22 protein-coding genes are annotated in these 22232 nt (G+C 70.9%); 8 read left to right on the top strand and 14 right to left on the bottom strand.

The annotated features are described in order from the left end of the window. The first annotated feature begins 27 nt into the window (after positions 1-27). Positions 28-1308: an LCP family protein gene (locus ASC56_RS06230; protein WP_055490219.1), complete on the top strand. Its 1281-nt coding sequence runs from the start codon at positions 28-30 to the stop codon at positions 1306-1308. A 90-nt stretch (positions 1309-1398) separates the two neighbouring features. Here the strand turns inward: ASC56_RS06230 and ASC56_RS06235 are convergent, their stop codons facing one another. Then, entirely contained in the window at positions 1399-1764 is a 366-nt protein-coding gene (locus tag ASC56_RS06235; RefSeq protein ID WP_055490220.1) for a VOC family protein, read from the bottom strand. A gap of 131 nt (positions 1765-1895) precedes the next feature. Here ASC56_RS06235 and ASC56_RS06240 point away from each other — a divergent pair, with 131 nt between their 5' ends. Next, the gene (locus ASC56_RS06240; RefSeq protein ID WP_055490221.1) at positions 1896-2396 is read left to right on the top strand and encodes a CGNR zinc finger domain-containing protein; all 501 of its coding nucleotides are present in this window, start codon (positions 1896-1898) and stop codon (positions 2394-2396) included. 129 nt (positions 2397-2525) lie between these two features. Here ASC56_RS06240 and ASC56_RS06245 read toward each other — a convergent pair whose 3' ends face one another. Then, entirely contained in the window at positions 2526-3869 is a 1344-nt protein-coding gene (locus tag ASC56_RS06245; RefSeq protein ID WP_055490222.1) for a UDP-glucose/GDP-mannose dehydrogenase family protein, read from the bottom strand. Positions 3870-4047: 178 nt separating this feature from the next. Here ASC56_RS06245 and ASC56_RS06250 point away from each other — a divergent pair, with 178 nt between their 5' ends. Continuing rightward, the gene (locus ASC56_RS06250) at positions 4048-5205 is read left to right on the top strand and encodes an acyl-CoA dehydrogenase (RefSeq protein WP_055490223.1); all 1158 of its coding nucleotides are present in this window, start codon (positions 4048-4050) and stop codon (positions 5203-5205) included. 92 nt (positions 5206-5297) lie between these two features. Here ASC56_RS06250 and ASC56_RS06255 read toward each other — a convergent pair whose 3' ends face one another. Genes ASC56_RS06255 through ASC56_RS06265 form a run of 3 tightly spaced genes read right to left on the bottom strand, consistent with a single transcriptional unit; the run spans position 5298 to position 8148 of the window. After that, complete coding sequence (locus tag ASC56_RS06255) at positions 5298-6476, bottom strand: dipeptidase (RefSeq protein WP_055490620.1); 1179 nt, start codon at positions 6474-6476, stop codon at positions 5298-5300. Positions 6477-6481: 5 nt separating this feature from the next. After that, positions 6482-7012 (bottom strand): 5-(carboxyamino)imidazole ribonucleotide mutase, encoded by a 531-nt coding sequence (gene purE, locus ASC56_RS06260; protein WP_079102323.1) that lies wholly within the window; start codon positions 7010-7012, stop codon positions 6482-6484. Beyond that, the gene (locus tag ASC56_RS06265) at positions 7009-8148 is read right to left on the bottom strand and encodes a 5-(carboxyamino)imidazole ribonucleotide synthase (RefSeq protein ID WP_055490225.1); all 1140 of its coding nucleotides are present in this window, start codon (positions 8146-8148) and stop codon (positions 7009-7011) included. The genes purE and ASC56_RS06265 overlap by 4 nt, the downstream gene beginning before the upstream one ends. Before the next feature lie 211 nt (positions 8149-8359). On the opposite strand from ASC56_RS06265, the gene ASC56_RS06270 reads away from it, so the two are divergent. Further along, positions 8360-8902: a GtrA family protein gene (locus ASC56_RS06270; RefSeq protein ID WP_055490621.1), complete on the top strand. Its 543-nt coding sequence runs from the start codon at positions 8360-8362 to the stop codon at positions 8900-8902. 52 nt (positions 8903-8954) lie between these two features. Here ASC56_RS06270 and ASC56_RS39450 read toward each other — a convergent pair whose 3' ends face one another. From ASC56_RS39450 to ASC56_RS06280, 3 genes are all read right to left on the bottom strand, one after another. Continuing rightward, on the bottom strand, positions 8955-9140 hold the full coding sequence (locus ASC56_RS39450) for a hypothetical protein (protein ID WP_159039599.1): 186 nt from the start codon (positions 9138-9140) through the stop codon (positions 8955-8957). Between the two features lie 141 nt (positions 9141-9281). Further along, on the bottom strand, positions 9282-10559 hold the full coding sequence (locus ASC56_RS06275; RefSeq protein ID WP_055490226.1) for an ATP-binding protein: 1278 nt from the start codon (positions 10557-10559) through the stop codon (positions 9282-9284). 207 nt (positions 10560-10766) lie between these two features. After that, positions 10767-11444: a response regulator transcription factor gene (locus tag ASC56_RS06280; RefSeq protein WP_055490227.1), complete on the bottom strand. Its 678-nt coding sequence runs from the start codon at positions 11442-11444 to the stop codon at positions 10767-10769. 570 nt (positions 11445-12014) lie between these two features. Between ASC56_RS06280 and ASC56_RS06285 the strand changes: the two genes are divergently transcribed. Together ASC56_RS06285 and ASC56_RS40505 are read left to right on the top strand one after the other, a co-directional pair. After that, entirely contained in the window at positions 12015-13544 is a 1530-nt protein-coding gene (locus tag ASC56_RS06285) for a peptide MFS transporter (protein ID WP_055490228.1), read from the top strand. Positions 13545-13601: 57 nt separating this feature from the next. Further along, positions 13602-13757 (top strand): hypothetical protein, encoded by a 156-nt coding sequence (locus ASC56_RS40505; RefSeq protein WP_159039600.1) that lies wholly within the window; start codon positions 13602-13604, stop codon positions 13755-13757. Here the strand turns inward: ASC56_RS40505 and ASC56_RS06290 are convergent. From ASC56_RS06290 to ASC56_RS06315, 6 genes are all read right to left on the bottom strand, one after another. Beyond that, positions 13729-15057: a hypothetical protein gene (locus ASC56_RS06290; RefSeq protein ID WP_055490622.1), complete on the bottom strand. Its 1329-nt coding sequence runs from the start codon at positions 15055-15057 to the stop codon at positions 13729-13731. The genes ASC56_RS40505 and ASC56_RS06290 overlap by 29 nt on opposite strands. A gap of 68 nt (positions 15058-15125) precedes the next feature. Further along, positions 15126-16220 (bottom strand): hypothetical protein, encoded by a 1095-nt coding sequence (locus ASC56_RS06295; RefSeq protein WP_055490229.1) that lies wholly within the window; start codon positions 16218-16220, stop codon positions 15126-15128. After that, complete coding sequence (locus tag ASC56_RS06300; protein ID WP_055490230.1) at positions 16217-17152, bottom strand: hypothetical protein; 936 nt, start codon at positions 17150-17152, stop codon at positions 16217-16219. Before ASC56_RS06300 ends, ASC56_RS06295 begins: the two co-directional genes overlap by 4 nt. Before the next feature lie 42 nt (positions 17153-17194). Next, a complete protein-coding gene (locus ASC56_RS06305; protein WP_055490231.1) occupies positions 17195-17878 on the bottom strand; it encodes an LPXTG cell wall anchor domain-containing protein in 684 nt (227 codons plus the stop codon). Between the two features lie 169 nt (positions 17879-18047). Further along, a complete protein-coding gene (locus ASC56_RS06310) occupies positions 18048-18590 on the bottom strand; it encodes an ATP-binding protein (protein ID WP_055490232.1) in 543 nt (180 codons plus the stop codon). Between the two features lie 255 nt (positions 18591-18845). Beyond that, positions 18846-19214: an STAS domain-containing protein gene (locus ASC56_RS06315; RefSeq protein WP_055490623.1), complete on the bottom strand. Its 369-nt coding sequence runs from the start codon at positions 19212-19214 to the stop codon at positions 18846-18848. A gap of 248 nt (positions 19215-19462) precedes the next feature. Between ASC56_RS06315 and ASC56_RS06320 the strand changes: the two genes are divergently transcribed. Next, positions 19463-20371 carry an RNA polymerase sigma factor SigF gene (locus ASC56_RS06320; RefSeq protein WP_055490624.1) on the top strand — a complete coding sequence of 303 codons (909 nt, stop codon included), beginning with the start codon at positions 19463-19465 and terminating at the stop codon, positions 20369-20371. A gap of 310 nt (positions 20372-20681) precedes the next feature. Further along, on the top strand, positions 20682-22229 hold the full coding sequence (locus tag ASC56_RS06325) for an RICIN domain-containing protein (protein ID WP_055490233.1): 1548 nt from the start codon (positions 20682-20684) through the stop codon (positions 22227-22229). The last annotated feature ends 3 nt before the right edge of the window (positions 22230-22232 follow it).

Raw genomic sequence — 22232 nt, forward strand, 5'->3', positions numbered from 1 at the left:
ACAGTCGGACCCTGCACACTGGGGCCCATGAACGATTGGCCCGAGGGATGGTCCGACGACAGCCGCGGCAACCGCTACGGACGCGGCAGCACCAGCGCGCAGCCCGAGGGCGCGCGCGTGATGCGCCAGGTCCGGCGCGGGCCCGGCGGTCCGCGCGGCCCTCAGGCCGCACCGCCGTACGGTGGGGTGCCCCAGCAGCCGACGTACGTGGACGGGCAGGGGTACGACGACTACGACAGCGGCTACAACACGGGCCAGGTCTACGGAGCGCCCGGAGGCGGCCCGCAGGGACCGGGTGGTGCGGGACCGTACGGCCCGCGCTCCGCGCCGAACTGGCGCCGCAGACTCAAGTGGACCGCGATCACGCTGGTCACCGTGCTGGTGGTGACGTCCGTGGCCACGTACTTCTGGGCCGACTCCAAGCTCCACCGCGATGTCGACCTGTCCAAGGTCATCGACCGCCCGGCCGCGGGCAAGGGCACGAACTACCTGATCGTCGGCTCCGACAGCCGCGCCGGCCTGTCGGCGGCGGACAAGCAGAAGCTGCACACGGGGTCCGCCGAGGGCAAGCGCACGGACACGATGATGATCCTGCACACCGGCGACAACGGGCCCACGCTGATATCGCTGCCCCGTGACTCCGACGTGGAGATCCCGAGCTACCAAGGCTCCACGTCCGGCAAGGTCTACCAGAGCCGGGGCCGCCGCACGAAGCTGAACGCCGCGTACTCGGAGGACGGCCCCGAGCTGCTGGTCCGCACGATCGAGTACAACACCGGGCTGCACATCGACCACTACGCGGAGATCGGGTTCGCCGGCTTCGCGAACATCGTGGACGCGGTCGGCGGTGTCACGCTGACCATCGACAAGGGCTTCAAGGACAAGTACTCGGGCGCCGACTTCAAGGCGGGCACCCAGACGCTGAACGGCAACCAGGCCCTGGCCTTCGTCCGCACCCGGCACGCCTTCGCCACGAGCGACCTCCAGCGCACCAAGAACCAGCAGAAGTTCCTGTCGGCGCTGGCCCACCAGGTGGCGACGCCGTCGACCGTCCTCAACCCGTTCACGCTCTACCCGACGATGAGCGCGGGCCTGGACTCCCTGACCGTCGACAAGGGCATGAGCCTGTGGGACCTGGCCGACATGTTCTGGTCGATGAAGGACGTCAGCGGCGGCAACGGCAAGTCCATGAACATGCCGATCTCCGGCTCGACCGGCGGCGGCAACCTGCTGTGGGACAAGAGCAAGGTCAAGACGCTGACGGACGAGCTGAAGAACGACCAGACGGTGACGGTGTCCGGGAACTGAGCCCCGGACGTCCGCATACCGGACAGGGCCCCGCCGCAGCCTAGGTTCTAGTGGCGGGGCCCTTCACGTGCCCCGGACGCCCCGGGAGGGTCAGGCGGCGCAGGCGCAGAGGCAGAACGGATGCCCCGCGGGGTCCGCGTACACCCGGAAGGAGCGCGAGCGGTCCTCCGCGTCCAGCGGCCTGGCACCGAGCGCGAGGACGCCCTGCTCGGCCGCGTCGAGATCGTCGACCACGAGGTCCAGGTGGAACTGCTGCGAGTCGTCGGGTGCCGGCCACTTCGGCGGTACGTGCCCGGGCGAGGCCTGGAACGCCAGCGACCGACCGCCGGGCACCTTGAGGTCCACCCACTCGCCGTCGCCCTCCACCGTGCCGCCGAGCACCTCGGCGTAGAACCCGGCGAGTGCGCGGGGGTCGGGACAGTCCAGGACGACGACGTCCAGCTTGGCGAGAGCCATGACTTCCTCCTCGGAGTCTGAGTTACCTGTAAGGCCGAGTAACCGGTAACCGTTACCCCATGCTCCCGTCCTGGGAGTAACGTCGCAAGCGATATCCCGAGAGATAACGTCACGGGCATGAGGTCGCAGACATGACGGACAGAGCCCCCGCTCCCGGTGGCCTCGCCCTGGTGGAGGCCCTGGTGAACACCGTGGACCTGGAGTCGGGACGTGACCGCCTGGACACCCCGGAGGGACGCGCCCGGTTCGGTGTCACGGAGAGGGACCTGGCGGGCGCCCGGGAGCTGCGGGAGTCCCTGCGCGCCGCCTGCCTGGCGCACGCGGGCCATCCCCCGCACCGAGAGGTGACGCCCCTGGGCGAGCTGCTGGCGCGGGCACCGCTGCTGGTGGCCATCGACGAGCGGGACGGCTCGGCATCCCTCGCCCCCGTCGACGGGGGACCCCTGCTGTCCCGCGTGGCGGCGGCCGTCGCCGAGGCGCTGACGGCGGGCACCTGGCTGCGGCTCAAGGCCTGTGAACTGCCCGACTGCCACTGGGCGTACTACGACCGCAGCCCGGCCGGGAAGGGCCGCTGGTGCTCGATGTCGGTATGTGGAGCGCGCGCCAAGATGCGACGGTACCGGGCGAAGTAGCCGTACGACGCGCACAGTTGGGCACTTGCCGCTCGCCTGTCACAGCGGTGGTGCAGAATGCCACTGGACGCCGGTCCGGCCGACTGAGCCTCGGCCGGACCGGCGTCACTCGATGCCCCGTGCCAGGGCCTACGCGGTGGGACGGCCCATCGCCCGGTAGGTCCACCCCGCCCGGCGCCACAGCTCCGGGTCGAGCGCGTTGCGGCCGTCGAGGACCACACGGGAGGCGACGGCCTCGCCCAGCTCCGCCGGGTCCAGCTCCCGGAACTCACGCCACTCGGTGAGGTGCAGCACCACGTCGGCGCCCCGGACCGCCGCGAGGGCGGTGTCGGCGTACCCCAGCGTCGGGAAGATCCGTCGGGCGTTCGCCATGCCCTTGGGGTCGTAGACGGTGACCTGGCCGCCCTGGAGGTGGATCTGGCCCGCCACGTTCAGCGCGGGCGAGTCGCGTACGTCGTCGGAGTCCGGCTTGAAGCTCGCGCCGAGCACCGCGACCCGCTTGCCGAGGAACGAGCCGCCGCCCAGCGCCTCGCGCGCCATCTCGACCATCTGGCCGCGGCGGCGCATGTTGATGGAGTCGATCTCGCGCAGGAAGGTCAGCGCCTGGTCGGCGCCCAGCTCACCGGCGCGCGCCATGAACGCCCGGATGTCCTTCGGCAGACAGCCGCCGCCGAAGCCGATGCCGGCCCGCAGGAACTTCTTGCCGATCCGGTCGTCGTAGCCGATGGCCTCGGCCAGCTTGGCCACGTCCCCACCGGCGGCCTCACAGACCTCCGCCATCGCGTTGATGAAGGAGATCTTGGTGGCGAGGAAGGAGTTCGCCGAGGTCTTCACCAGCTCGGCGGTCGGGAAGTCGGTGACGACGAAGGGCGTGCCCTCGGCGACCGGGGTCGCGTACACCTCGCGCAGCAGCTTCTCGGCCCGCTCGCCGCGCACTCCGACGACGATCCGGTCGGGGCGCAGCGTGTCCTCGACGGCGAAGCCCTCGCGCAGGAACTCCGGGTTCCAGGCCAGCTCGGCGTCCTCGCCGACGGGCGCGTGCTCGGCGAGATAGGCGGCCAGCCGGTCCGCGGAACCCACCGGCACGGTGGACTTGCCGACGACGAGTGCGGGGGCCTTCAGATGCGGCGCGAGGGAGGCGATCGCCGCGTCGACGTACGACATGTCGCAGGCGTACTCGCCGTGCTTCTGCGGGGTGTTCACGCAGACGAAGTGGACGTCACCGAAGTCGGCCAGCTCCGCCCAGTCCATGGTGAAGCGCAGCCGCCCGCTGGAGCCCTCGATGCCCGCGACGTGCTTGCGCAGCAGCTCCTCGAGACCCGGCTCGTACATCGGGACCTCGCCCCGCTGCAGCATCTCGATCTTCTCGGGCACGACGTCGAGCCCCAGCACCTCGAACCCGAGCTCGGCCATGGCCGCGGCGTGTGTGGCGCCGAGATAGCCGGTGCCGATCACGGTGATCTTGAGGCTCATGGGGTGCTCCAGGAGGGACGGCGGTGAATCGGTGCCCGAGCATAGCCGGGGCCCTTGGCGGGCAGGTTTCCCGCTGTCGTCAAGCTCACGTATCACTCGCGTGGGCGGACCCCTAAAATTTGGGTTACTTAACGGTAATTAGCGTCGGCACAGCAGTGTCTTTGGAGCGTGAGAGACCTTGGCCGGATCGGCTGACTTCGACCTGTACCGCCCGTCCGAGGAGCACGACATGCTCCGTGACGCCATCCGCTCGCTGGCCGAGGCGAAGATCGCGCCGTACGCCGCCGCGGTGGACGAGGAGGCCCGCTTCCCGCAGGAGGCCCTGGAGGCCCTCGTCGCGAACGACCTGCACGCGGTGCACGTCCCCGAGGAGTACGACGGCGCGGGCGCCGACGCGCTCGCCACGGTCATCGTGATCGAGGAGGTGGCCCGCGTGTGCGTGTCCTCCTCCCTGATCCCGGCGGTGAACAAGCTCGGCTCGCTGCCGGTGATCCTCTCCGGCTCCGAGGAGCTGAAGAAGAGGTACCTGGCGCCGCTGGCCAAGGGCGACGCGATGTTCTCCTACTGCCTGTCCGAGCCGGAGGCGGGCTCCGACGCGGCCGGCATGAAGACCAAGGCGGTCCGCGACGGCGACCACTGGGTCCTCAACGGCGTGAAGCGCTGGATCACCAACGCGGGCGTCTCCGAGTACTACACGGTCATGGCGGTGACCGACCCGGCCAAGCGCTCCAAGGGGATATCGGCCTTCGTCGTCGAGAAGTCGGACCCGGGTGTCTCCTTCGGCGCCCCGGAGAAGAAGCTCGGCATCAAGGGCTCCCCCACCCGCGAGGTCTACTTCGACAACGTGCGCATCCCGGCCGACCGCATGATCGGCGAGGAGGGCACCGGCTTCGCCACGGCGATGCGCACCCTCGACCACACCCGCATCACCATCGCCGCCCAGGCCCTCGGCGTCGCCCAGGGCGCCTTCGACTACGCCAAGAACTACGTCCGGGAGCGCAAGCAGTTCGGCAAGCCGATCGCCGACTTCCAGGGCATCCAGTTCATGCTGGCCGACATGGCGATGAAGATCGAGGCGGCCCGTCAGCTGACGTACACGGCAGCCGCCAAGTCCGAGCGGGGCGACAGCGACCTGACCTTCCAGGGCGCCGCGGCCAAGTGCTTCGCCTCGGACGTGGCGATGGAGGTCACCACGGACGCCGTCCAGCTCCTCGGCGGGTACGGCTACACCCGTGACTACCCGGTCGAGCGCATGATGCGCGACGCGAAGATCACGCAGATCTATGAAGGCACGAATCAGGTCCAGCGGATCGTGATGGCCAGGAACCTTCCCTAGCAAGGTTGCCCTTGACCGCGGCAACGCCACGGCCCCTGGCATGACGCCGGGGGCCGTTCGCGCTTGCCGTCGGTGCCCTTCGGTGTGGGGGCTCAGCCGTCCAGCTGTTGCAGCGTGGCGTTCGACGGGCCCCGTCGCGTCCGGAGGTCGCGGGCCACGTCCTCGGCCGCGCCCAGCACCCGTACCGCGTTCTGCCAGGTCAGCTTGGCCAGATCGGACTTCGACCAGCCGCGGTCCAGCAGCTCCGCGATCAGGTTCGGGTAGCCGGAGACGTCCCCCAGGCCGTCGGGGGTGAAGGCGGTGCCGTCGTAGTCGCCGCCTATGCCCAGGTGGTCGATGCCCGCCACCTCGCGCATGTGGTCCAGATGGTCGGCGACCGTCGCGACCGTGGCGACCGGGCGCGGGTTCCGCTCCTCGAAGGCGCGGTGGACCTTCATCGCCTCGGGGGTCGTGTCGAGGTGGTGGAAGCCGTGGGCGCGCATGTTCTCGTCCGCCGCGACCGTCCAGTCGACGGCCGGCTGGAGCACGAACTTGGGCACGAACGTCACCATCGCCACACCACCGTTGGCGGGCAGGCGTTCGAGGACGTCGTCCGGGATGTTGCGCGGGTGGTCGCACACCGCCCGGGCCGAGGAGTGGGAGAAGATCACCGGCGCCACGGTGGTGTCCAGCGCGTCCCGCATCGTCGTCGCGGCCACATGGGAGAGGTCGACGAGCATGCCGAGGCGGTTCATCTCGCGCACGACCTCACGGCCGAAGTCCGTCAGGCCGCCGGCCACCGGCTCGTCGGTCGCCGAGTCCGCCCACGCCACGTTGTCGTTGTGGGTGAGCGTCATGTAGCGCACGCCCAGCTCGTACAACCCCCGCAGAGTGCCGAGGGAGTTCGCGATCGAGTGACCACCCTCCGCGCCCATGAGGGAGGCGATGCGGCCGTCGGCGCGCGCCGCCTCCATGTCGGCTGCGGTCAGCGCCCGTTGCAGATCCGCCGGATGACGGGCGATCAACTGACTGACGCAGTCGATCTGTTCGAGCGTCGCGGAGACCGGGTCGGGCAGATCGCTGCGCACGTACACCGACCAGAACTGCGCGCCGACGCCGCCCTCGCGCAGCCTCGGCAGATCGGTGTGCAGATGCGCGTTCTGATGGGCGGAGATGTCGCGGGCGTCCAGGTCGTAGCGGACCTGCTCGCGCAGTGCCCAGGGCAGGTCGTTGTGCCCGTCGACGACCGGGAAGGCGCGCAGCAGCTCCCGGGCTTCGTCCAGCGAGGTCATCCAGGTCACTTCCCCGAGTTGAAACCGAAGCCCGCCGCCGATCCCTCGACCTTGGAACGCAGCCGCTTGCCCTTCTCGGCGGCCTGGTCGTTGAGGTCCTGCTGGAACTCCCGCATCCTGCCGAGGATCTCCTCGTCGTGCGCGGCCAGGATGCGGGCCGCGAGCAGACCGGCGTTGCGGGCACCGCCCACCGAGACCGTCGCCACCGGCACACCGGCCGGCATCTGCACGATCGACAGCAGCGAGTCCATACCGTCGAGGTACTTCAGCGGGACCGGGACGCCGATGACCGGCAGCGGGGTGACGGAGGCGAGCATGCCGGGCAGGTGCGCGGCACCGCCGGCGCCCGCGATGATCACCTTCAGACCACGGTCCGCGGCCTGCTCGCCGTACGTGATCATCTCGCGCGGCATGCGGTGCGCGGAGACGACGTCGACCTCGTACGCGATCTCGAACTCGTCGAGGGCCTTGGCGGCGGCCTCCATGACCGGCCAGTCGGAGTCCGACCCCATGACGATGCCAACAACAGGGCTCATTCGGTGATGGTGCCTCTCAGATAGCCGGCAGCGTGACGGGCGCGTTCCAGCACGTCGTCGAGGTCGTCGCCGTAGGTGTTGACATGGCCGACCTTGCGGCCGGGCTTCACGTCCTTGCCGTACATGTGGATCTTGAGCTGCGGGTCACGGGCCATGCAGTGCAGATACGCGGAGTACATGTCCGGGTAGTCCCCGCCGAGGACGTTCACCATGACCGTCCACTTCGCGCGCGGGCGCGGGTCGCCCAGCGGGAGGTCGAGGACCGCCCGCACATGGTTGGCGAACTGCGACGTGATCGCGCCGTCCTGGGTCCAGTGGCCCGAGTTGTGCGGGCGCATCGCCAGCTCGTTGACGAGGACGCGTCCGTCGCGGGTCTGGAACAGCTCGACGGCCAGGTGACCGACGACGCCGAGCTCCTTGGCGATCCTCAAGGCCAGCTCCTCGGCCTTGAGCGCCAGCTCCTCGTCGAGGTCGGGGGCGGGTGCGATCACGGTGTCACAGACCCCGTTGACCTGCTGGGACTCGACGACGGGGTACGCGACGGCCTGGCCGTGCGGCGACCGTACGACGTTGGCGGCCAGCTCCCGTACGAAGTCGACCTTCTCCTCCGCGAGGACGGGAACGCCGGCGCGGAACGGCTCGGCTGCCTCCTCGACCGACCGGACGACCCACACGCCCTTGCCGTCATAGCCACCGCGGACGGTCTTGAGGACCACCGGGAAGCCGTCGCCCTCGGCCGCGAAGGCGGCGACGTCCTCCGGGCCGCTCACGATCCTGTGCCGCGGGCACGGCACGCCGATCGCGTCGAGCTTCGCGCGCATCACGCCCTTGTCCTGGGCGTGCACGAGCGCGTCCGGGCCGGGACGCACGGGGATGCCGTCCGCCTCCAGGGCCCGCAGGTGCTCGGTGGGCACGTGCTCGTGATCGAAGGTGATCACGTCACAGCCCTGCGCGAAGGCCCGCAGCGTCTCCAGGTCGCGGTAGTCGCCGATGACGACGTCACCTACGACCTGCGCCGCGGAGTCCTGAGGGGTGTCACTGAGGAGCTTGAACCTGATGCCGAGCGGGATGCCTGCCTCGTGGGTCATACGAGCGAGCTGGCCCCCGCCGACCATGCCGACTACCGGGAATGTCACGTACCTAGGGTATCGGCCACGCCATGGCGGCCGGTTTCCGTCCCCCTAGGGGCTTTCTTTCCGTCCTCATGTAGTCGGCCGTGGGCGCCGCCCACGGCCGCTGGTTAGCATGGCGGGGTTGCCGGAACCGCTCGGCGCGCTCTGCCGACCGGCTGATGCGACCGGCTACGACCGATACGAGACGATCGACCCGACGGGGGCTGGCGACACGATGGGCAGTGGTTCCACGGGCCTGAAGGACAAGCCCCAGGGCGCGACGCGCCAACGGTTGGACCGGATCGTTCGCGAGATCGCCAAGTTCGGCGCGGTCGGCGGGGCGGGTCTGCTGGTCAACCTCCTCGTGTTCAACCTGGTGCGCCATGCCACCGGGCTCCAGGTGGTCCGTGCCAGCGTCATCGCCACCGTCGTCGCGATCGCCTTCAACTACATCGGGTTCCGGTACTTCACCTACCGGGACCGGGACAAGGGCGGCCGCACCCGGGAGATGATGCTGTTCCTGGTGTTCAGCGCCGCGGGCCTGGTCATCGAGAACGGTGTGCTCTACGTGGCGACGTACGGCTTCGGCTGGGACAGCCCGCTGCAGAGCAACGTCTTCAAGTTCCTCGGCATCGGTCTCGGGACGCTGTTCCGCTTCTGGTCCTACCGCACGTGGGTCTTCCGGGCGCTGCCGGCCGGGGAGGCCGTGGCGGGCGCGGAGTCGATACTCGCGGAGGCGGAGAAGCAGCGCCGCCGCGGCCAGCGCGTCGACCGCTGACGCGTCCGTCTCACCCACTCACGTCTCGTCCGTCCATCAGGATCAGGCGGGCTTACGCCTCGGTCACCACCCGGACTCGCGCCTCGGCCACCATCCGGACTCGCGCCTCGGCCACCATCCGGACTCGCGCCTCGGCCACCACCCGGACTCGCGCCTCGGCCACCACCCGGACTCGCGCCTCGGCCACCACCCGGACTCGCGCCTCGGCCACCACCCGGACTCGCGCTTCGCTCGTCATCCGGGCTTGAGCCTGGGGGTCCCGTCCGGCGCTGCGGATTCGCTGCGTCCGCTGCGGATTCCCGTCACTCCCCGCCTGGGTCGCCGTCTGCTCCGGAGTCTCCCCGTCCCCGTGCCACCGGGCATCCCCCCGCGGCCCGGCCTACCTGACCGTCCGCTCCGTCTCCTCCCCCGGTGGCGGCGCCTTCAGCGGGGTGCGGGACAGGAACAGGCCGAAGACCGGTGGTTTGGCCTGGAGCATCTCCAGGCGGCCGCCGTCGGCCTCCGCGAGGTCGCGCGCGACCGCCAGCCCGATGCCCGTGGAGTTACGGCCGCTGATCGTGCGCTCGAAGATGCGGGAGCCCAGCTCCGGCGGCACACCCGGGCCCTCGTCGGTGACCTCCACGACCGCCTGGTTGCCGGTGACACGGGTGCGCAGCGCGACCGTGCCGCCACCGTGCATGAGGGAGTTCTCGATCAGGGCGGCGAGTACCTGGGCGACCGCACCCGGCGTGCCCACGGCCCGCAGATGCCGTTTGCCGGAGCTGACGATCGCACGCCCCGCGCTGCGGTACGCGGGCCGCCACTCGGCGAGCTGCTGCTGGATGACCTCGTCGAGGTCGAAGGAGACGGCGGAGCCGGTCCGCGGGTCGCGGGCGTTCGTGAGCAGCCGTTCCACGACATCCGTGAGCCGCTCCACCTGCGTCAGCGCGATGGTCGCCTCCTCCTTCACCGTGTCCGGGTCGTCCGTGAGGGTGATCTCCTCCAGACGCATCGACAGAGCCGTGAGGGGGGTACGCAACTGGTGGGAGGCGTCGGCGGCCAGGCGCCGCTCGGCCGTCAGCATGCGCGCGATCCTCTCGGCGGACGCGTCCAGGACGTCGGCGACCCGGTCCAGCTCCGGAACGCCGTACCGCCTGTGGCGCGGCCGGGGGTCGCCGGAGCCGAGGCGCTCCGCGGTCTCGGCGAGATCGGTGAGGGGGGAGGCGAGACGGTTGGCCTGGCGTACCGCGAGCAGCACCGCGGCGATGATGGCGAGCAGGGCGACCAGGGCGATGACCAGCAGCGTCCGGCCGACCTCGCGGGTGACGGTGGAACGAGGCTCCTCGACGCGGACCGTGTCGCCCTCCTCGCCCTGGGTCGTGGAGTGGATGACGTCGCCGACGGGCTTGGTGCCGACCTTGAGGGAGGGCCGGCCGGGAATGTCGATCACCGCGTACCTGTCGCCGGTGACCTGGTCCTTCAAGATCGCGTCGGTGACCTTGCCGTCGCCGAGGAGCCGGCTGTCCACGATGCTGGCGAGCCGCAGCGCCTCGGAGTCGACGCGCTCCTGGGCGCTCCTGCTGATCGTCCTCGTCTCGACGATCACGAGGGAGACGCCGAAGACGGCGATCACCACGAGCACGACGGCGAGGGTGGACTGGATGAGACGACGACGCACGGAGGCCTCCGGCGGGGGACAGATACGACGACCAGTGTGCCTCGGTGCTCCGCCGGACCGGCGGAGGGTGGCCTCCGCCTCAGGGCACCCGGCGTCGTCGGTGGGCGGGCCGAGGGTCGCGCCCTGTCCCTCGGCCTGAACGGCTTCGTCCAAGAGCCGAACGGGCCGGCCCTGTCCCGGCGCGGCCTCGGACGCAGGTCAGCTCGGTCAGCTCTTCTCGAAGCGGAAGCCCACTCCCCGTACCGTCGCGATGTACCGCGGATTCGCCGCGTCGTCGCCCAGCTTCTTGCGCAGCCAGGAGATGTGCATGTCCAGGGTCTTCGTGGACGACCACCACGTGGTGTCCCAGACCTCGCGCATCAGCTGGTCACGTGTGACCACCCGGCCGGCGTCCCGGACCAGGACCCGCAGCAGGTCGAACTCCTTGGCGGTGAGCTGAAGCTCCTCGTCGCCCATCCAGGCGCGGTGCGACTCGACGTCGATGCGCACACCGTGCGTGGCGGGCGGCTGCGCGGGCTCGGTGGAACCGCGCCGCAGCAACGCCCGGACACGGGCGAGCAGTTCGGCGAGCCGGAAGGGCTTGGTGACGTAGTCGTCGGCGCCCGCGTCGAGGCCTACGACGGTGTCCACCTCGTCGGCGCGCGCGGTAAGGATCAGGATCGGCACGGTGTGGCCGTCGGCGCGCAGCCGGCGGGCCACCTCCAGGCCGTCCATGCCGGGCAGCCCGAGGTCCAGCACGACCAGGTCGACACCGCCCTGCATTCCGGCGTCCAGCGCGGTGGGTCCGTCCTCACGCACTTCGACCTCGTAACCCTCCCGGCGCAGGGCACGGGCCAGCGGCTCCGAGATGGACGCGTCGTCCTCGGCGAGCAGTACACGGGTCATGGGGGTGATGGTAGTCCGCCCACGACAAGAGCAACGGTGTGATCGCGGGTGTGATCGGCGGAGGCGGATTCTTACCTTGCGCTGTCATGATCGATCGGTGACGCCGTCGGTCACCGTACGGAGTCACGCCTTCACCTGGCGGGCGCCATCCAGGTGAACACCTTCGAATAGGTGTCCATGGTTCCTACATCACCTGTGATTCAGCTCTCATGTCCTTCCATAGGCGGCGGTGCCATGTCGTATGGTGACCAGAACGCCTGTAGCACCAGCGGGGACCTTTGGCGGGCACATGACGCTGAAGGTCTCTTTTGTGTGCGGGCTGGTTATGGCCAGCCTTGAAAGGAATGACCTGTGGCCGGGCCCTGGGCGCATCGACGCGCGTAGAGGGCGTGGATCCCGGTGGTCGCCGTCCCCCGCTCCGCGATCCGGAGCGGACTCCCCGTGGGCGTGGGGTGGACGAGCGATCTGCCGGTGCCGGCCGCCCCCACCGGGCGCGCGACTCCCCAGCCCTCGGCTCCGCCCGAGCGGGGAACCCCCACCGCCGCACGCCCCGACCAGCAAGGAACGACCATGGCGTCCAGCCTGACGAAGGACTCGGTCCACCCGGGCACCCCCGGGTCCGAGAAGACCTTCTTCGGCCACCCCCGCGGACTGGCCACTCTCTTCATGACCGAGATGTGGGAGCGCTTCAGCTTCTACGGCATGAGGGCTCTGCTCGTCGTCTATCTGCTCTCCGGCGGACCCGACGCCAAGAAGGGCAGCATGGGCGGTGGCCTCGGCATGGACCTGGCCACCACGACGGCGATCTACTCCATCTACCTGTCGATGGTGTATCTGCTCGCCCTGCCCGGCGGCTGGCTCGGCGACCGCATCTGGGGTCCCCGCAAGACCGTGACCATCGCGGCCGTGACGATCATGGCGGGTCACGTGGTGCTGGCGCTGCCCGGCGGCCAGGCCCCCTTCTTCGCCGGTCTCGCCCTGGTGGCGCTCGGTTCCGGCCTTCTGAAGGCCAACATCTCCACCATGGTCGGCCACCTCTACAAGGGTCCGGAGGACCCGCGCCGTGACGGTGGCTTCACGATCTTCTACATGGGCATCAACATGGGTGCCTTCTTCGCTCCGCTGGTCATCGGCACCGTCGGCCAGAAGGTCAGCTGGCACCTCGGCTTCGGCCTGGCGGCCGTGGGTATGGCCATCGGTCTGGCGGCGTTCCTCATCGGCACCCGGAACCTGAGCCCGAAGAGCAGTGAGATCCCGAAGCCGCTGGCGGCCGAGGAGCGCGCCGCCTGGCTGCGCAAGGGGCTGATCTGGCTGGCGATCGCGGCGGTGTTCTACGGCGTCGTGGGCCTGACCGGGCACTTCACCCTGAACTGGGCGATGGTCCCGCTGACCGTCGTCGGTCTGCTCATCCCGGCCGGCGTCCTCGTGCGCATCAAGCGGGACAAGGAGCTGTCGGCCACCGAGCAGTCCAAGATGACCGGCTACATCTGGTTCTTCGTGGCCGCGGCCGTCTTCTGGATGATCTACGACCAGGGCGGTTCCACGGTCCAGGCGTTCGGTGAGACCAAGGCCTCCGGTGCGCTGCTCGGCTTCAGCTTCCCCTCCTCCTGGTACCAGTCGCTGAACCCGGTGTTCATCATGGCGCTGGCGCCGGTCTTCGCCTGGTTCTGGGTGTGGCTGAACCGCCGGGACAAGGAGCCGAGCACGGTCGTCAAGTTCGCGGCCGGTCTGTTCTTCATCGGCGTCTCGTTCTTCTTCTTCCTGCTGCCGCTGGGCATGGCGTCCAACGGCTCGCTGGTCAGCCCGATGTGGCTGGTGGGCATCTACCTGATCCAGACGGTCGGTGAGCTGTGCGTCTCGCCGGTCGGTCTCTCGGTGACGACGAAGATGGCCCCCGCGAAGTACGCCTCCCAGATGATGGGTGTCTGGTTCCTCGCGGTCACCGCGGGCGACTCGGTCACCGGTCTGCTGTCCATCGGCGGCGTCGACCTGAGCGGGACCGGAGCCGTGGCCCTGGAGGCGGTCCTCGCGACCCTGGCCGCCTTCGCGGTGTACATGTACCGCAGGCAGGTCAAGGCACTGATGGGCGACGTTCACTGACGTCCCCCGAGGGCTCATGAGAAAGGGCCGCCGCACCTGGGTGCGGCGGCCCTTCGCGTGCCGGCAGGTCAGGACTTCGTCTCGACGCTCCACGACCGGGTGGAGCCGCTCGAGCCGCTGAAGCCGCACATGATCGTGGACTTCTCCCCCGGCTTCTGCACCGCCGGGGTCCATCTGGAGCCCTTCAGCGCATACGGCGGGGCAGGAACGTGAACACCGCGCCGCCCAGCAGGATCGCCGTCCCGGCCACCAGGCCCAGGGCCTTGAGGGCACCGTGGTCGTCCGCGCCCGTCTGGGCCAGGCCGCCCGATGTGCCGGAGGACGTGGAGGAGCCGCCGGACGACCCCGAGGACGTCGAGGAGCCGCCGGACGACCCGCCCGGCTGCTGCGAGGTGTCCAGGGTCAGCGACACCTGGGTCCTCGTCGGCGTGCATGTCGTGGTCGTACCGAGGGCCTTGATGGTCAGCACGCCGGGCGACAGCGTGGACCGCCCGCTCGCGCCCGGCTTGTAGGCGCCCGTCAGGTCCGGGATCTCGATCGGGTCGCCCGACTTGATGTCCTTGGCGTTCGTGGGCCCCTCGACATGCACCGTGCCCTTGTCCGCGCCGCCCAGCACGACCTCCATCGACGGCTTCACCGAACCCTTCGGGATGTCCGCCGGGCTGTTCATCACCGACTTCTTGAACCGCACGGTGAGATCGAAACTCCCGCCGTTCCCGCGGGCGTCGATCTGCACGGGCGACGTGGCGCTCTTGTCACCGATGGGCGTCTTGCAGGCGTAGGGGACCTGGACCTCCTTGCCCGTGAAGTCCGTCTGCCCACCGCCGGTGCCGCCACCGGTGCCGGAGCCGCCACCGGTGCCGCCGGTCTGGCTCGCGCTCGCCGTCGGGGCGGACGAGGAGGACCCGGTGGGCAGGCCCGTCGGCAGACCCGTGGGCACGCTCGTGGGCAGGGTCGGGACGACCGTCGGCAGCCCGCCCGTGGTACCGCCCGAACCGCCGCCGCCCTCCGTCACCTTGATGGTCGCGGCCGGTCGCACCGTCTCCTTCGGCGCGCACTTGGTGTCCGTGGAGAGGGGCTTGCTGACGTTGATGTCGTACGCGTCCGGTGTCAGCGTCACCTCGCCGGGCGCGGTCAGCCTCAGTGTGCCCCTCATGTCGGACAGCTTCATGTCGCTGTTCTTGGGGATCGGGGGGTTCGACCGGGGCCCCTCCATCGTGATGTCCGCGGTCTGCGCCCCGCCCGCCTTCAGGTTCCCCGTCGGCTTGACCGTGTCCTTCTGCAGATCGAGCACGTCGGGGTTCCTGGACGCCGCCTGCACGAACTTCCAGGTGATCGTGACGTCATCACCGACCTTCGCCGCGGCCGGTGCCGTGATCTCCACCTTCGTGGTGCCCTCGACCGGGGGCAGCCCGGAGATCGAGGGCGGGATGCACTCGGTCCGGTACGGCACCTCGGCGGCCTGGGCCGGTGCGGCGGCCACGCCGAGCAGGATGCCCGCGCCGCCCAGCATCAGTGCCACCCCGGCCGCGCCCGCTCTCCTGCTTCCGCCCCCTGCCGCAAGACCTCTCCGTCGCGTTCTCACGTGTTTCCCTTCGTCGGGGCCGTCGGACTCTTCTCCTGCGGTGCGGAGTTCTCCTGCGGTGCGGAGGGCCGGCCGTTCACCGCGGTCCCCGGATCGGTGTCCGGGGTGAACCACGGCAGGGCCGAAGCGGTGCGGGTTCCGGGCGCGGGCGAGGAAGCGCCCGTCCTCGGGACGCGCAGGGTGAGTGCGGGCAGCCGCAGGCCGCGGTGACGTGCGGGCCGCCGCGCCGGAACGCGCGGGCGCACCCGGTCCACGACCGCCATGCCGATACGGAACACGGCGGCCGGTGCGACCAGGCAGACCAGGATCCAGAAGACGGTCACGCCCCAGGGACGGCCGACGCCCCACGGCTGTTCGGCGAGGACCCTGCCGCCGTACTCCAGCGAGACGGTGTAGTCGCCATGGGCGCCCGCGGACAGCTCCACCGGCAGCTTGATCTCCGCCTTCCCGCCGGGCGCGATCGTGCCGCGCCACTGCTGCTCGTCCCACTGCGGGGCGAACACCCCGTGGGAGGTACCGACCCGGAAGACGGGGTCCCTGACCGGCGACGCGCCGACATTGCCGACGGTGAACACGAGCGTGCGGGACGGCGGTGCCCCGAACCAGGTCAGCAGCCCGCTGGAGCCGTCGAGGCGGGTGTCCGTCAGCACCGACAGGCGTCCGGCGGCGGACTCGGCGGGCAGGGGCTCCACGGCGTGCCCGGCGACCTGGAAGACCGCGTCGGCGTCCGCCTTCGCCCCGGTGACGGTGGCGACGTGCACCACACAGGGGCACGGCACGGGCGGTTCGGTCACCGGCAGCTTCCCGCGGAACGTCCCGCGCGCGTCCGTCGTGACGGCCCGTCCGTCGGCGTTGGCGCAGGAGTTGGTGCCGCCGATCACGCCCCGGGAGGGCAGGGACCGCCCGCAGATCAGGATCATCAGCAGCGTCTTCGGCCGCCAGCCGCTGCCGGTGACGGTGATCGAGCCGCCCGTCCCCGCCTGGGACGCGGACAGCTCGACGGCCGGCCGGCCCGCGCCCCAGGCGGGTGGCGCCAAGGGCGCCAGGAGGAGCGCGAACAGCGCCACCAGCGCCGGGATACGCCCCTTCACCTCACCGCTCCCGTCAACTCGGCCTCCGGACGCGTGCGGTCGTCCGCCGCCCCGGCCGACGGTGGGCGCCCGCGACGTCGTACGACCACGGTGGCGCCCACGGCCGTGAGCGCTACGGCTCCGATGCCGCCCACCACCCACCGGGGCACGAACCGCGCCTGCGCGGACGCGGAACCGTGCGCCCCGCCCGCCGCCGTGACCGTGAGCCGCACGTCGACCGCGTCGAGCGCCGGGTGGCCCGGCCACGGCTCGCCGAGCCGGACCCGGCGACCCGGCGGCAGGTGGAGGGGCAGCGTGCGCGGGCCGCGGTCGAGGACCCGGCCGAGGACCCCGTCGGCGCGCACCGCGAGCGTGGGGGTCAGCACGGTGGTGCCCCGGTTGACCAGCTCGTACGAGATCCGCCCGCCGCGCACGGCCAGGTGCTCCACGGTCAGCGCGGACAACGCGGGTCCCGTGACCCGGAGTTGGACGCGCACGTTCAGGGAGCGCCCGCCGGTGCTCGCCACGATCGCGGCGGGGTGGTCACCGGGCGCGGCGTCGGCGGGCACCGTCACGGCGAAGGGCACATCGGCGCGGGTGCGGGCGGGCACCGTCACCGAGACCGTACGCGCCGCGGTACGCCGTCCGCCCGTCGTGCGGGCGAAGCCGATCCACGCTCCGGTGTCCGCCGGGTTCTTCCGTACCGTGAAGCCGCCGTCCGCGTCGGCGCCGCCCAGCCGGACGGTCAGCGGCCTGCCGCCCGGGTTGAGCAAGGACACCGCGTCCTCCAGGACCGTCCCGGGCCCACCCTCCGCGTAGACGTACGGTCGCCCGCCCGCGCCGCCCGTCGCGGGGGCGAGGGACCAGCCGCCGTCGGCGACCGCGGTGGGCGCGGCGGCCAGCAGACCCAGGGCGGCGAAGGGGAGACAGAGGAGGGGGCGGAGGCAGGGCATCGGCGGCTCCTGGCTGCGGCTGGTGCGGGATCCGGATGCGCCTCAGGGGCGTACCGCCTGGTTCCGGCGCGTCAGCCACAGCACCCCGGCCGCTCCGGCGAGCAGGACGGTGCCGCCCAGGGTGCCGAGGGCGATCGCGGAGTCCTCGGGCCCGGTCTGCGGGAGCTGTCCGCCCGAGGCCGTGCCGCCCTGGGTGGAGCCGGAGGTACCGCCGCCCTCGGCCGTGACGTCGAGAGTCAGTGACGGACCGGGGCTGTTGGTGGGCGTGCACGTGGTCGTCGTACCGAGCGCCTTGATGGTCAGCACGCCCGCGGTGAAGGTGACCCTGCCGGTCTTCTTGGGCGTGTACGTACCGCTCAAGTCGTTGATCTTGATGGGGGTGTTGGCGGGGATCGCCGCGTCGTTGGCCGGGCCCGTCACCGCCAGGGTGCCGTTGTCGGCGCCGCCCAGCACGATGGTGGCGCTCGGGTTCATCGCGCCCTTGCCCAGTTCGACCGGACTGGAGGAGACGCCCTTCTGCCAGGACATGGTGATCCTGTATCCGCTGCCGCTCTTGACGCCCTTGATGTCGATGGGCGAGACGGCGCTCTTGTCGCCGATCGGCGTCTTGCAGTGGTAGTCGACGTCGACGACCGCGGCCCGGGCCGCGGGGGCGGCCAGCAGTACCGCCGTGCCGACCAGGGCAGCGGCGGACGCGAGCGCGGCGCTTCGTGTGTGGTACGACACGGTCCCCTCATTCCTGACGGCACATCAGATCGGCCGTCAAGGTACGCCCGGGGTCCTGCGGAGGGAAGACACAGTGCGCGCCGGATCTGTGGCGATCCGACGCGCGGGACGTGATGGGTGTGGTGACGTACGAAGGAGGGTTCGCACCGGAGGTGACCGAAGGCGAGCGTTACGCGGGGGCGCCGAGCTCCGCCCACACCGTCTTGCCGCCGGCCCCGGGGGTCCGCACGACCCCCCAGTCCAGACAGAGCCGCTGCACGATGAACATCCCGTGCCCGCCGGGGCGCCCGGCGCGGTGCGGGGTGCGCGGTGCGGGCTGGCCCGCGCCCTTGTCGGAGACCTCGATGCGCAGCACCTTGTTGTCGCACCTGATCCACAGTTCCTGAGGGCCGTCGGCGTGCAGACACGCGTTGGTGACGAGCTCGGAGACGACGAGCAGCACGTCCTCGGCGGCGGCCCGCTGGTCGGCGGTGGCGGCGGGCAGCCAGCCCCACGCGTACAGCGCCTGGCGGGTGAAGTCGCGGGCGAGCGGGACCACGCCGCTCTCGCCGTCGAAGCTCAGCCTGCGGACCTGCCGGCCGGAGGAGGGTGCCTCCTCCCCGGACGCGCCGGACGAAGCGCCCTCGGCGGACGGACCCTGCGCGGACGCTCCGGAAGCGCCGCTGGGCTCGGGGCCGCGGTCGCCCGGCGAGTAGGGCCGGGGGGTGCTCATCAGCGCGTCACCTCACCGATTCACCAGTTCACGATTCAAAGACTCAGTACGTGGGTCGACGGCGTTTCCGTCGGTTGCTGCTCGTGCCGTTCTGTGGAGACCCTTGCCGTTGCCGCTGGAGGGCGGGATGCCGACCTGTTCAGGATGTCTCCTGCCCGAGCGAACCGCTGGAACACCCATGGATTCGGCCGGAACCTGTGACGCGCGTAACGCGCTGGTCACATAGGGGCACCTGGGACGGGCCCAGCGGCCGCCCTACTCGGCCAGGGCGGCGTCCAGACTCTCGTGGACGGTGAAGACGGCATCCGCCCCGGTGATCTCGAAGACCCGGGCCACCACCGGCAGCATTCCGGCCAGATGCACCCCGCCGCCCGCGGCCTCGGCCTTCAGCCGGGCGGCGAGCAGAACGTTCAGCCCGGTGGAGTCGCAGAACTCCAGCCGTGAGCAGTCCACGACCAGGCGTGCGCATCCCTTCTCGAGGCAGCCCTCGAGTGGTTCACGCAACAGATCGGCGGTGTGGTGATCCAGCTCACCCGCCGGGGTCACGACAGCGCTCGCGCCCTCCTGCCGCACCTCGACCAGAAGCCGGCCCGACTGTGCGCTGCCGACCGTCCCGCGGTCCATGCCGTCTCTCTCCCGACCGTCGTGGCTGTTGTGGATGCACTCGAACACTACGCCCTCCGCAGGGCTCTCGACACCCGAACAACCCTACTAATTCGGACCTTTCGCCACACAGCGCACTTGCGGTGGGCCGACGAAAGCGGGTAGGGCTAGTGGGGACACATTTCGAAACGGCCGGCCTTGGAGGCGCCGCACACCGCAGTGCACGTATCGGCATCGGCGGCCATATGCCGAGAACGATGGAGGACATCATGTCACCCCGGCTCGACGCATCGCAGACCCAGAGGGCGACGTCGGCATTCCCCCTGGAACACCCGGACCACCACAGCACCGACACTCTCGCCCCCCACGACGGTCTGGCCGGCCTTCCGGAGATCCCCCCGTACGACGAGGTGGGGCCGGTGGACGCACGGGCCCTGTCCAGGACGCTCTTCGAACGGCTGGAGTCGCTCGAAGAAGGCACGCACGAGTACGCGTACGTCCGCAACACACTGGTCGAACTGAACCTCGCCCTGGTGAAGTTCGCCGCCTCCCGCTTCCGCTCGCGCAGCGAGCCGATGGAGGACATCGTCCAGGTCGGCACGATCGGCCTGATCAAGGCCATCGACCGCTTCGAACTCGGTCGCGGAGTGGAGTTCCCCACGTTCGCGATGCCGACGATCGTCGGCGAGATCAAGCGCTTCTTCCGCGACACGTCCTGGTCCGTGCGCGTCCCGCGCAGGCTGCAGGAACTCCGCCTCGACCTGGCGAAGGCCGGGGACGAACTCGCACAGCAACTCGATCGCGCCCCGACGGTCGCCGAACTGGCGGAGCGCCTGGGCATCTCGAACGACGAGGTCGTCGAGGGCATGGCGGCGTCGAACGCCTATACGGCGAGCTCCCTCGACGCCCAGCCGGAGGAGGACGACTCCGAGGGCGCGCTCGCGGATCGCATCGGCTACGAGGACAACGGGCTCGAAGGCATCGAGTACGTCGAGTCGTTGAAGCCTATGATCGCCGAACTCCCCCCGCGCGACCGGAAGATCCTGTCGTTGCGCTTCGTCGCCAACATGACGCAGTCGGAGATCGGCGAGGAGCTGGGCATCTCCCAGATGCACGTGTCACGCCTGCTGTCCCGGACGCTGGTGCGCCTGCGGAAGGCGCTCACGGTCGAGGAGTGACGGGCGGAGCCCGCACACCGATCACCGCCCGCCCGGTGCGCGGCCGGACAACCCGGCCGCGCACCGGGCGAGTCGTGTCCGGACCCGCTGCCGCGCAGGCCTTGACACCGGCCGCCCCTCGGCTCCTTCACAGCCGCCCCTCGGCTCCCTCACAGCCGCCTCCCGGCCCACTCAGGGCCGGCGCCTCGGTTACCCGCGGGAACCCCTTTTCCCGCGATGTAACTTGCATCACTATGGTCACCCCATACCGGCCGGTCGGTCACGGGCACGCGTATGCCCGCCGGAACCAGGGGTGCGAGGAGGCAGGAGGATGGCCCGGGAGCGGAACGACGACGAGGTCGAGTCCGAGGGCGGAATGCACAGCGCGGTGTCCGACACCCGGCTCACCGAACTGCTGCGGACCGACACGCCCACCGCGTATCCGGCCCTGCGCGAGCTGCGCACCCGGCACCGCCCCGCGGTCCACACCTACGCGCGGCTGTGCACGGTCGACGAGACCGCGGCCCGGCAGCTCACCGCGCAGGCGTTCGCGCTCGCGGCCCGCGACACCGCACGGGGCAGCGATCCGCACGGCCCCTGGCGCCATCAACTCCTGCTGCTGACCGGGCGCGTGACCGCCGCCTGGGCCACGGACGAACGCGTCACCCGGCTCGACGCGGCCCTGCTCACGCAGCTGCGCTCGGCCGGATCCGAGGGATCCACCCCGCCGATGCTCGCCGCGTTCCAGGCGCTCCCGATCCGGGTGCAGGGCCTGGTCTGGTACGGCCTCGTCGAGCAGGAGCCGGCGGAGCGGACGGCCGGACTGCTGGGCCTGTCCCCGCAGGACGTGACGTACGGCATCGAACCCGCGTTCCAGGCGCTGCGCCAGTCGCTCCTGAGGACCCGGCTGGCCGCCTCCGGCAATCCCCGCTGCCAGGACTTCCGGCGGTTGATCGAGGAGTCGGTGCGCCCCGACACCCCCCGCTACAGCGCCGACCTGCACGCCCACATGGCGCACTGCGGGCACTGCGCCACCGCGTACGAGGAGCTGTCGCAGCTGCGCGACGCCCCACGCGCGGCACTGGCCGAGGGGCTGCTCCCCTGGGGCGGCACGGCGTACGTCATGGGTGACGCGGACGAGTCGGCCGCGGCCGGTACGTCCCGGCTGCCGGCCTGGTGGCCGTCACGGCGCCTGGCGCTGGCCGCGACGGCCGTGGGCGTGGCGCTGGCACCGCTGCTGGTCTATCTGCTCACCTCGGGCGGTTCCGGGCCCGCGCGGGCCGCGAGCGACGTCGTCACGCCGAAGCCGCAGCCCGTGGTGACGGTGACGGCGACGGTGTCGCTGACGCCGTCCCCCACACCCACCCCGTCGCCGACCACGCAGTCGCCGAGCCCGACGCCGACTCCCCCGCCCTCCCCGACGACGCGGTCACCGTCCCCGAGACCCAGGCCGAAGCCTCCGGCTCCGCACCCGCCGAACGGCACGTACGCCCAGGTGGTGAACGTCGCCTCGGGCCTGTGCCTGGACATCCGCGACGGCGTCATCGACAAGGGCACGGACGTCATCACGGCGCCCTGCACCTCGTCCGACACCCAGCGCTGGCGCGTGGACACCTCTCGCGACGTCCTGCAGTCGTCCGCCGACCCCGACTACTGCCTGGACAGCCGCGGCGCCACCTACCGGGGCGTCGGCATCTGGGAGTGTTCCTCGGTCGACGGCCCCAACGGCCAGAACCTGCGCTTCACGGTCGACTCCCGCGGCGTCATCCGCCCGGAGATCGCCCCGGACCACGCGGTGACCGCCTACGGCGGCGACACGGTGTTCCTGATCCCGGACCAGGGCGCCGACCAACAGCGGTGGCGGGCAGGCGCCTCCTAGTGC

This window comes from Streptomyces sp. TP-A0356 (assembly GCF_001417775.1).
GTDB lineage: Bacteria > Actinomycetota > Actinomycetes > Streptomycetales > Streptomycetaceae > Streptomyces.